Source organism: Allosphingosinicella sp., from assembly GCF_036387215.1.
Classification (GTDB): Bacteria; Pseudomonadota; Alphaproteobacteria; order Sphingomonadales; family Sphingomonadaceae; genus Allosphingosinicella.
The window spans coordinates 1-10,381 of record NZ_DASVUE010000066.1; the positions used below are offsets into that span (position 1 = coordinate 1).

Annotated in this window: 9 protein-coding genes; 5 read left to right on the plus strand and 4 right to left on the minus strand. The window is 66.6% G+C overall.

The window, feature by feature from the left end; genetic code table 11:
- Together VF662_RS03065 and VF662_RS03070 are read right to left on the minus strand one after the other, a co-directional pair.
- Positions 1 to 890: HupA family protein (locus tag VF662_RS03065; protein WP_464137560.1), on the minus strand; the 890-nt coding region annotated here is incomplete at its 3' end.
- A gap of 423 nt (positions 891 to 1,313) precedes the next feature.
- The gene (locus VF662_RS03070) at positions 1,314 to 2,408 is read right to left on the minus strand and encodes a surface lipoprotein assembly modifier (RefSeq protein WP_464137562.1); all 1,095 of its coding nucleotides are present in this window, start codon (positions 2,406 to 2,408) and stop codon (positions 1,314 to 1,316) included.
- Positions 2,409 to 2,884: 476 nt separating this feature from the next.
- Between VF662_RS03070 and VF662_RS03075 the strand changes: the two genes are divergently transcribed.
- The 3 genes from VF662_RS03075 (at position 2,885) to apaG (ending at position 4,659) form a co-directional block, all read left to right on the plus strand.
- The gene (locus tag VF662_RS03075) at positions 2,885 to 3,403 is read left to right on the plus strand and encodes a hypothetical protein (RefSeq protein WP_464137565.1); all 519 of its coding nucleotides are present in this window, start codon (positions 2,885 to 2,887) and stop codon (positions 3,401 to 3,403) included.
- 93 nt (positions 3,404 to 3,496) lie between these two features.
- The gene (gene recO / locus VF662_RS03080) at positions 3,497 to 4,228 is read left to right on the plus strand and encodes a DNA repair protein RecO (RefSeq protein ID WP_464137567.1); all 732 of its coding nucleotides are present in this window, start codon (positions 3,497 to 3,499) and stop codon (positions 4,226 to 4,228) included.
- 32 nt (positions 4,229 to 4,260) lie between these two features.
- A complete protein-coding gene (gene apaG / locus VF662_RS03085; RefSeq protein WP_464137569.1) occupies positions 4,261 to 4,659 on the plus strand; it encodes a Co2+/Mg2+ efflux protein ApaG in 399 nt (132 codons plus the stop codon).
- On the opposite strand, the gene VF662_RS03090 is transcribed toward apaG, so the two are convergent.
- Both VF662_RS03090 and parE read right to left on the minus strand, forming a co-directional pair.
- Positions 4,656 to 5,924 carry a serine hydrolase gene (locus VF662_RS03090; protein WP_464137571.1) on the minus strand — a complete coding sequence of 423 codons (1,269 nt, stop codon included), beginning with the start codon at positions 5,922 to 5,924 and terminating at the stop codon, positions 4,656 to 4,658. The two genes, apaG and VF662_RS03090, sit on opposite strands and share 4 nt — an antisense overlap.
- Positions 5,925 to 5,939: 15 nt before the next feature.
- Positions 5,940 to 7,916 (minus strand): DNA topoisomerase IV subunit B, encoded by a 1,977-nt coding sequence (gene parE, locus VF662_RS03095; RefSeq protein ID WP_464137574.1) that lies wholly within the window; start codon positions 7,914 to 7,916, stop codon positions 5,940 to 5,942.
- A gap of 92 nt (positions 7,917 to 8,008) precedes the next feature.
- Here parE and VF662_RS03100 point away from each other — a divergent pair, with 92 nt between their 5' ends.
- Together VF662_RS03100 and VF662_RS03105 are read left to right on the plus strand one after the other, a co-directional pair.
- Complete coding sequence (locus VF662_RS03100; protein WP_464137577.1) at positions 8,009 to 9,136, plus strand: glycosyltransferase; 1,128 nt, start codon at positions 8,009 to 8,011, stop codon at positions 9,134 to 9,136.
- Positions 9,133 to 10,212 carry a hypothetical protein gene (locus tag VF662_RS03105; RefSeq protein ID WP_464137581.1) on the plus strand — a complete coding sequence of 360 codons (1,080 nt, stop codon included), beginning with the start codon at positions 9,133 to 9,135 and terminating at the stop codon, positions 10,210 to 10,212. The genes VF662_RS03100 and VF662_RS03105 overlap by 4 nt, the downstream gene beginning before the upstream one ends.
- The last annotated feature ends 169 nt before the right edge of the window (positions 10,213 to 10,381 follow it).

Here is a 10,381-nt window from a genome sequence, read left to right on the forward strand (position 1 = left end):
AATCCCATGGCACCGGACCTACCCGAGACCCTGTAAGTCTGGGTGTCGGCATCGTAGATGATTGACTCATCGAGCGGATTCCACAGGGATTCTCGGGCAGGCAGGTCGATGAACGTGCCGACGGTTTTCAAACGGGTCGACCCCTTCAGATTGGCAAGCGTGTCGCCAGAAGACGTCTTCGGCAGGTCGTAGCCGGCGAAGGCCAGGCTGTAGAACAGGGATCCGGAGGTGCCGTGAAGCGTGCCGCCGATATCCTGGGCATTCGGGCCAAAGAAGGATCCGGTGAAGTCCCCCTTATATGCGTCGGAAGCGCCGCCCTGTGCCGTGAAGGTTCCGGCAAACTGGTTTTTGCCGGAGGTTATCGCGCCGCTTGCCCTTACTTGCCCCTCGACTTCGGCGCCCGACAGGCCCTGGCCGCCGAAGTTGTGCGAGGCAGTCTTACCGCTGATCTCGATCTTGCCGTTTGCGAAGTCTACGAGGGCCACGCCGCGTCCCGTGACGTTGAGCAGGTAATTACTCGCCAACGAAGATCGGCTTCCCGAGAAGGAGAGCTCATAGGTGGCGCTGCCGGATCTCGGGAGGGCGGAAGCCTCGCTCGGGTGCCCGAAGACGAAATCGACCGAGGTATAGCGGTCGATGCCCGTGGCTGCTTCCCTCTGCCGGGAAAAAAGCTGGCCAAGCGCAACATATTGGGGAGCGGTGGTCCATTGGGACCGCGTCCCCCAATCCAGGTGGAGCTGCGTCGTGCTATTTCCCTCGACTTTTTCATAGCGGAGAGAATTGGACGTATTTGTGGTCACGTGGCTGGGCCCGAACGTTACGTCCTCGGTCCCGGCCTTGAGCGTGAAGCTATCGGTTCCGGCATCATAAGCGAGGCTCGCGTCCGTCACGGCTCCGCCTGAAGCGGCTCGTGCGCGACCGACATCATAATCGACTTTGAAGACGTTCGCCGCGGCAGCGAAACTGGAGCTGACAGTCGGCTTTCCCGTCACCGTTGCGGGAGGCGGGGTCGGCGTCGGCGTGGGAGGCGGCGCCGGCGTGGGAGCTGGCGCGGGAGGGGGAGGCGGCGCCGGCGTTGGAGGCGGCGGCGGAGGCGGCGGCGGAGGAGGAGGCGGCGTCGGCGTGGGAGGCGGCGCCGGCGTCGGCGCCGGAGCGGGCGAAGGTGTGGGGGTCGGTGGCGGAGGCGGGGTGCTGTTGACGCCGCCTCCCCCGCCGCCGCCGCAAGCGGCCAGCGTCAGGCTCAACGCGATTACCGATGTCGTTGCCGCGAGCTTGGCGAAACGGGTCGAATGCATGAACTTGTCCTTCAAGAGTCAGAACGCGGATGTGACGCCGAATTCGGCGGCGACACGGCGATAGTCGTAGATTTCGATCGAGGAGCGGTTGCGCTCCCAGTTGAGGCGCACCAGTGGCGCGAAACTGCCGATATGTAAGGCTCGCAAGGTTGCGGCCAGGCTGGCGCTATAACGGTCCTCGCGGCGACGCTCGGGATAAAGGAACAACCGCTTGTCAGCCTCGAGGCGGCTGTAACCCAGCGTCCCCACGAACGTCGTACGTCCCATCTCGCGAAACAGGTAGACGGAGGCCCCGCCGTTAGCGAGCGAGTAGCCGGGATCGCGCGCTGCCGTCCTGAGGCCGTAGACCTGTACGCCGCCTCCGGTTCGGGCGCTGAATGCGCGGTCGAGACTGGCCGAGAGGGTAATGTCTTCGGCCGTCTGAAGCGGGTTGCGCTTGTTGGTTACATGAGCGAAGCCGCCTTCGAGCCGCACTTGGCTGCGTTTCCCGGCTGGGCGCTGCCAGCTCACGTTGCCGCCGACCGTGATGCTGTAGGGATCGCGCCCATACCAGCGCCACGAAGGGCCCACCGAAAAGGTCAGCTGGTTGCTGTCCCAATTGAACTGCGGACCGGCTTGGACGCCCGCCGAAATGTCGTTGAAGTCGGAGTCGCGATAAAGCGTCGCGCTTGCCGAGGTGCGCAGCAGAAGGTCTGCACCGCGCTTGATGCGGGCACGGAAGTAGCCCTGCCCCTGAAGGTCCAAGCCGATCCCGGACTTTGCCTGCGCGTCTTGATCGAGCGCGAAATCTCCGATCACCGTGCCGAGCGTGTCGGAGCGCGTCGCGCGATTGATATTGCTGTCGGGCGCAATTGCCAGCTCCACCGAGCCGCCCAGCGGCTTTCTGGCATTGAGCGCCCGCGAATAGAAGCGGACGAGCTGCTCGACGGCAGGGGGCAGGCCGGCCGCCTGGGCGGCGCGCAGCTCCTTTCGGGCGGCGGCGAGGTCGCCGAGCATGGCCTGCATCCGCGCGAGTTCCAACCGGACGCGCGCGGCATTGGGCTTGTCGTCGAGAATGCGGCGGAACTCGAGCGCAGCTTTCGAATAGAGTTTTAGGTCGTCCGCCAGCATCATGCCGAGGCGGAACCGAGCCTCGGTGCGGACCTCCACGTCACGGTCCTGCATGAGAGCGCGATAGGCCGTCTCCGCCCTTGTGAATTCACCCCGCGCGCGAGCCTCGTCCGCCATGCGCAAAAGTTGGGCGGCCGAAAGGGTCACCCGGATCGACTGATCCGAGGGCCTTCCGCGCGCCAAGACCTGCGCGCTGACCGCAGCGGGGATGCCCGCTGCGATAGCGACTACGACTAATTTTTGAATTGAAACCACCTATCCCGGGGGGCGTGACTATTGGCGGGAGGAACGCCCGTCTAGGGGGTAAGCCGCGATTTATGTCCTATTTGCAATGATTTGGCATCAGGCGTTGCAGCTTGGACACAGCGATCGTCGCCAATGCCACCCTTTCCCTGCGGCCCCCTCCTCTTCGCGATTAGTTCCCGGTCTGTTCTAATTTCCGCTTTCCTACACCCGTGGAGCTGCGGTAGATTCGTTACATGTTCATTCCCGCCTTCCTCCGCTTCGCGCCCGTTCCCGTCCGTGCCCGCCACGACGGGTGGACGCCCGACCGCCAGTTCCGCTTTATAGTTGCGATCGCGCGAGGCGCCGGGCCGAAGGAGGCGGCGGGATCGGTGGGGCTGAGCCGGCAGACGGCCCATGCGCTTCGCCGAAAGCCTGGCGCGGAGGGGTTCGCGGCGGCTTGGGACGCGGCGGCGGCGTTCGCCGACCGGTGTGCGGAGGCCGGGCGGGCGCGGCCTTCCGGCGAGCTCGGGCTCGAAACGATCATGGTGCCGCGCTTCTACCGGCGGCGCCTGATCGGCTTCGTCGCACGCGAGGACCACGCCGCCGCCCTCCGCGCCCTCAACGCGATCGACCGGTTCGTGGAGAGGATGGACCCAGCCCGGGCCAATGCCGCACTTGCCGCATCCGAAGCCATGGCCGCCGCGGAAGCTGCGGAAGCTGACGCAATTCCCGCTCCAACGCATCAACAGCGTCAGTTTCGGCCGCCCAAATGACGCGGCGAGCGGGCGATACGAGCGAAGCATTCGGCGCTCCCGCGGCGTTTCGAAACGCTCGCCCGTGCCGCCGCCCGCTGGTAGCGTCGGCGCATGCGGATCGAGGCCCAGGCGATCATCTGCGCCGTTCGAGCGCATGGCGAGCATGGCGCGATCGTGCGCGCGCTCACGCCTGCCGACGGCATCCAGCCCGGCTACGTCCGGGGCGGCCGCTCGAGGCGGCTCCGCCCGATCCTCCTGCCCGGCAATCTCGTCCAGGCCGAATATCGCGCCCGGACCGAGGAGCAGCTTGCCCACCTTACGGTCGAGCTCATCGCCAGCCGGGCGCCTTTGCTGGTGGAGGCGTTGCCGGCTGCGGCGATCGACTGGGCCTGCGCGCTCACCGCCGCCGCACTGCCCGAAGGACAACCTTATCCGCGGCTCTACGATGCCTTGGATGGCATCCTCTCCGCGGTAGAGGCCGCTCCCAGCGCCAAGGGATGGGCCGCGGCGCTGGTCCGCTACGAGCTCCTGCTCCTCGGGGAGCTCGGCTTCGGCCTCGACCTCTCCGAATGCGCCGCCACCGGGGCCAGCTCGAACCTCCGCTTCGTCAGCCCGAAGAGCGGCCGCGCAGTCTCTGCCGAGGGGGCAGGGGAGTATCGCGACCGGCTGCTTTCGCTTCCCCCCTTCCTTCTCGGCGGCGGCGCCGCTGAGTGGCCGGAGATATTTGACGGCTTCCGCCTCACCGGCCATTTCCTCGCCCGCGATCTCCTGATCGAGCGGCAGGCGGACGTGCTTGCGGCGCGGGAGCGGCTGATCGATCGGTTGCGGCGCGTGACGCGTTGACGGAGGCGTCCCCAAGTGGAAAGGTCGCGCTCGTGAAACTCCTTTTTCCTCATAGCGCTACCACCCGCGACGTCACCGTCCGCGTCTCGGTCAGCTTCCTTCCCGAACAGTCGGAGCCGGGCCGCGGCCGCTGGTTCTGGGGCTATCATGTCCGCATCGAGAATGAGGGCCGCACCTCGGTCCAGCTGGTCAGCCGCGAATGGACGATCGTCGACGGCCGCGGCGGCCGGCACGAGGTGATGGGCGAGGGCGTGGTCGGCGAGCAGCCGGTGATCGAGCCCGGCGCCTCGTTCGACTACGTCTCAGGGTGCCCGCTCAGCACTCCCAGCGGTTTCATGGAGGGCCGCTATCATATGGTGGATGAAGCCGGCACCGGTTTTGCGGTCGCGATCCCACGCTTCCCGCTCGTCGCTCCGGCAGTGACGAGCTAGGGCAGAAGCGAGACCAGACGCCGCATCAGGCCGGCGAACCTGGCCTCGTCGACGGCCGCCTTGGTGTCGTTCCAGCCGCCGGACACGGCATACCATTGCCCGCTCTTACCCCGGACCAGGAAGGTCATGTTCATGACCCCGGTTTCGGACCCGCCCTTATAGCCGAGATAGGTCACGCCGGCCGCCGCCGCGCTGCCGATGCCGGGGTTGATGGCGAGGATGTCCATCACCTCCTTGCCGCCGTTCAGCCGGAGCCAGTCCATCGTCCGCACGAGATCGTCGGCCGAGGCGAACCATTCGATCCTGTCGATCTGCTTTGGCGATCCGCCGAGCTTGTCGAGTGGGACCTGGGCGGGAGTGAGCTTCGCCAGATCCGCCAGCAGCGCCCGCCGCTTCGCCTCGTCGGCACCCGCCCATCCCGCCGAGGCTCCGGTCTTCAGTGCAAAGGCTTCCAAGGTCGACAGGAACGGCCGGTTGCGCTCCGGAGCCTTCACTCCGAGCGCCGGGAGCAGCTGCTCGACCTTCTCCCGCCCGAGCACGTGCAGCAAAGTGTCGGTGGCCGTATTGTCGCTCTGCGAGATCATCAACGCGGCGAGGGTGTAGAGCGTCATCGGCGCGCCCTCGGGCCAGCTCTGCAGGAAGCCGGAGGGGAGGGAGCGGCGATCGAGCTTCACGACGTCGCTCCAGCTGCGTTCCCCCGCCTTCACCGACCGCGACAGCTCCGCCAGCAGGAACAGCTTGAACGTGGAGCCGATCGCCATCGGCCGCGCCGCCTCGTGCGATATCGTGGCGGCCGGCGCCCCGTCTCCGAGCCGGGCGACCGCAAGCGAAGTCTGCCCCGGCAGCTTCCTGAGCTCGGCCGCGACCGCGGCGAGGCTGTCGCCTTTCACCTGCACGCCGGTGACGAGCAGCCCCTCGATCAGGTGCGGCGGAGCGGGCGCGATGTTCAGCCGGAGCTGAAGCGTGCCCTTCTCGAAATCGAGGAACACGATCCCGGCCGTCGCGGAGCTTGCCTCGATCTTCGCTACGGAGCGCGCGGCCGCGAGCTGCCCCTTCAGCTGCTGCGAGATCGCGTTCACCTGCGCCACCGGAACCGCTGCAAGGAAGCTGGGCGAGAAGAGCTGTTCAGGCTTCTTCGCGCCGTTGAACAGCTGCACGAGCGATGCCGCCCGCTCCCGCAATCCCGCCGACGGCTGCCCCTGCGCGGCCGCCAGGCTTCCCGTCATCAGCGCCAGAATAGCGAGCAAAATCCGCAACAGCCTCATTCATCCCTCCGGTTCTCAGGCGTCGATCGCTTCCTCGTCCACTTCCGCCGCGTGGCTCTGGATGAACTGGAAGCGGTGCTCCGGGTTCTTGCCCATCAGCCGCTCCACCAGGTCCTTGGTAACCTGCCGGTCCTCATATTCCTGCGGCAGCGTGATCCGGATCAGCGACCGCGTCTTCGGATCCATTGTAGTTTCGCGAAGCTGCTGCGGGTTCATCTCGCCGAGGCCCTTGAAGCGGCTGACCTCGATCTTCTTACCCTTTAAGAGCGTCGCCTCGAGCTCCGCCCGGTGCGCATCGTCGCGCGCATAGGCGATCGTCCCGCCCGATGTGAGCCGGTAGAGTGGCGGCTGCGCCAGATAGAGCGCGCCTTTCCGCACCAGCTCCGGCATCTCCTGAAAGAAGAAGGTCATCAGCAAGGTCGCGATATGCGCGCCATCCACATCGGCGTCGGTCATGATGACGATCCGGTCGTAGCGAAGCTGGTCGATCGTGCAGCGGTCGCGGGTGCCGCAGCCCAGCGCCTGGATCAGGTCGGCAATTTCCTGATTGGCTCGGATCTTGTCGGCAGTTGCCGAAGCTACGTTCAGGATCTTGCCCCGGATCGGGAGGATCGCCTGCGTCTTCCGGTCGCGCGCCTGCTTGGCCGAGCCGCCGGCGCTGTCGCCTTCGACGATGAACAGCTCGGTGCCCGCAGGATCGTCGTTCGCGCAGTCGGTGAGCTTGCCCGGCAGCCGGAGCTTGCGCCCGCTGGTCGCGGTCTTGCGCTTCACGTCGCGCTCGGCGCGGCGCTTCAGCCTCTCGTCCATCCGGTCGAGCACGAAGCCGAGCAAGGCCCGTCCGCGATCCATATGGTCGGCGAGAAAGTGGTCGAAATGGTCCCGCACCGCGACTTCCACCAGCCGCGCCGCCTCGGGGCTGGTCAGCCGGTCCTTGGTCTGGCTCTGGAAGTGCGGGTCGCGGATGAAGAGCGACAGCATCAGCTCCGCCCCGTTCATCACGTCGTCCGCATCGATGTCTTTGGCGCGCTTCTGCCCGACCAGCTCGCCGAAGCCGCGGATGCCGCGGGCGAGAGCGGTGCGCAGCCCCTGCGCGTGCGTGCCACCGTCGGGGGTGGGGATGGTGTTGCAATAATAAGAAGCCGAGCCCTCGCTCCACAGCGGCCAGGCGACCGCCCACTCAACATATCCCTGGCCGTTCGGAAATTCCTGCTTGCCGCGGAAGAACTCGGCGGTCGCCATCTCGCGGGTGCCGATTTGCTCCTTCAGATGGTCCGAGAGACCGCCGGGGAACTGGAACACCGCTTCGGCAGGAGTTTCATCCGAGATGAGCGAGGGATCGCATTTCCACCGTATCTCGACGCCGGCGAAGAGATACGCCTTCGAGCGCGCAAGCCGGTAGAGCCGCGCCGGCTTGAACTTCGCCTCCTCGCCAAAAATTTTGGGATCGGGCGTGAAGCTGACGGTCGTTCCACGCCGGTTGGGCGCGATTCCGACTCGCTCCAGCTTCGACGTCGGATGTCCTTCCGAGAAGCTCTGCCGCCACAATTCCTTGTTGCGCGCCACCTCGACGATGGTCTCGGTCGAAAGCGCGTTGACGACGCTGACGCCGACGCCGTGGAGGCCTCCCGAGGTCGCATAGACCTTGTCCGAGAATTTGCCGCCGGAGTGGAGCATCGTCAGGATCACTTCGAGCGCGGACTTGCCCGGATATTTCGGATGCTGGTCGATCGGCATGCCGCGGCCGTTGTCGGTGATCGTCAGGCGGTTGCCCGGCTCAAGCTCCACCTCGATCCGGCTTGCGAAGCCCGCCACCGCTTCGTCCATGCTGTTGTCCAGCACTTCGGCGGCAAGGTGGTGAAGCGCCCGTTCGTCGGTGCCGCCGATATACATTCCGGGCCGCCGCCGGACGGGCTCCAGCCCTTCGAGCACCTCGATCGAGGACGCGTCATAATCCTGGGAAACAGCGGAACCGGCAGCGAACAAATCTGACATGGATCAGCTATAAGACCGCCGGACTTGCCATGCCAAGCGCCGCGCGCGCCCTCCTTACGGAAAGTTAACCATGGCTGCCCCAGAAACGGCGCATGTTCCATCAGGCAATCGCACTCGACCCACGGCCTTCGTTCGAGGATGCGCCGCTCGAGCTCGCGGTGATCATCCCCACCTTCAACGAAGCGGCCAACGTCGAGAAGCTGCTCGGTCTCCTCGATCAGGCGCTTACCGGCATCGTCTGGGAAGCGATCTTCGTCGACGACGACAGCGGCGACGGCACCGCCGAGCTCATCCGTGCCATCGGCCGCACCAACATCCGCGTGCGGGTGCTCCAGCGCCTCGGCCGCCGCGGCCTCTCCTCGGCAGTGATCGAGGGGATGATGGCGACCTCCGCTCCAGTCCTCGCGGTGATCGACGCCGATCTCCAGCATGACGAGACGATCCTCCCGCGCCTTTACGCCGCAGTCCGGGATGGGGCCGATCTTGCAGTCGGCTCCCGCTATGTCGGCGACGGCGGCGTGGGCGAATGGGACGCCAAGCGCCATGCCGCCAGCCGCGGCGCGACGATGCTCGCCCAGCGCCTGCTGAAGACGGACCTGAGCGACCCGATGAGCGGCTTCTTCGTCATCTCGCGAGAGGCTTTGCAGGCGTCGCTCCCGCGCCTCTCCGGCGGCGGCTTCAAGATCCTGCTCGATATCGCCGCCTCCGCGCCCGAGCCGCTAAAGGTCGCCGAACTGCCCTACGTCTTTCGCACCCGCACCGCCGGGACGAGCAAGCTCGACCTGATGGTCACCGCCGAATATCTGAAGCTGGTTGCAGACAAGGCGGTCGGGCACATCGTCCCCATCCGCCTCATTCTCTTCATGCTGGTGGGCGGTCTGGGTGTCGGCGTCCATCTCGGGGTCCTCGGCGGAATGCTGCTGAGCGGCCTCGTCAGCTTCACGCTCGCGCAGGCGGCGGCGGTCTGGACGTCGATGACGTTCAACTTCGCGCTCAACAACATCTTCACCTACTCCGACCGGCGTCTCCGCGGCTCGCGCTTCGTCACCGGCCTCTTCAGCTTCTACGCCGTCTGCCTCGTCGGCGCCGCGGCGAATGTCGGCGTCGGCACCTGGATCCACGGCACCAACCACAGCTGGTGGGTCGCGGGCGTTGCGGGCGCATTGATCGGCTCGGTCTGGAACTTCGCCGCTTCCTCGGTGATCACCTGGCGCAAATGATCCTTCCGCGTACGCGCTTTGCCGGATTGCAGCCGCTCCACGCGCGGCTGCTGCTCGCCTTGCTGCTGGCGCTTTGCGGCTACGGAACGGCGATTGCCCTGCAGCCCGTGCAGGCTCGGGAGGAGGCGGTCGTCGATCTCAGCCGCACAGATCTCGCGCTCTACAAGGCCATTGCCGGTCGGGTGGGGCAGGGCGAGAATTACTATTCCGCGGCCACCACCGAGCAGCGCACCCGCAATTACCCGCTGCGGCCGGTCGTGACCGTCCGCCTTCCGACGCTTGCCTGGACGATCGGCACCCTCGGCCCCGACGGCGCCGGCGTGGCGCTACGCCTGCTTGCGATCGCCGCCATCGGCGCGCTGACGCTGCGTCTGAGGTCGGTCAGCGGCTCCACGCCGGTATGGGCGGCCGCGACCTGCATCGCAGCGGCAAGCATGATCCTCCTCACCGTGCCCGCGCTGACCTTCTGGCACGAAAGCTGGGCGGCCCTGCTGATCGTCCTCTCGCTCGCCTGCCGCTCCAGCCGCCACTGTGCCTCCAGCGTCGCACTGGGGCTCGCGGCGCTGCTCTTCCGCGAGCTTGCGCTGCCCTATCTCTGTGTGATGGCCCTCCTTGCGCTTCGCGAGCAGAACAGGCTCGAAGCCGCCGCCTGGGCTGCCGCAATCCTCATTTTCTTCGCCGCCTTCGCAGCCCATTCCGCGGCTCTGTCCGCCTACCTCCAGCCCGGCGACCAGGTCTCCCCCGGATGGGCGAGCGCCGGCGGCTGGGCCTTCATCCTCGGCCTCGTCCAGCGTTGCACTTCTTTCGCGCTGCTGCCGCTTTCGCTGGTCGCCGTGGTGATCCCGCTGGCGCTGCTCGGCTGGGCAGGGCTCCGCAACGGCTTGGCCGAGCGCGCGGGCCTTCTCCTCATCCTCTACCTCGTCGCATTCGCTTTCGTCGGCCGCGCCGACAATTTCTACTGGGGCATCATGGTCGCGCCGCTGCTCCCGGTCGGGCTTGCCTTCGCCCCCGCTGCCCTTCGCGACCTTGCTTTGGCAGCCGCGCCGGGCGGCAAGGCCGTCTCGGCCCCAGCATGATTCGTTAACCCCGCGCCCGTTACCCTTCGCGGTCGTGGACGGAGGGACCAATGTTCGAAGCGCTCATACGAAGGAAGCATCGCCGCGGCGGATGCAGCGTCGACGAGTTCGCGGCCGAATCGACGCTCTTCTCACTATCGACCCAGGTGCCGCGCCCGACCGAGAAACG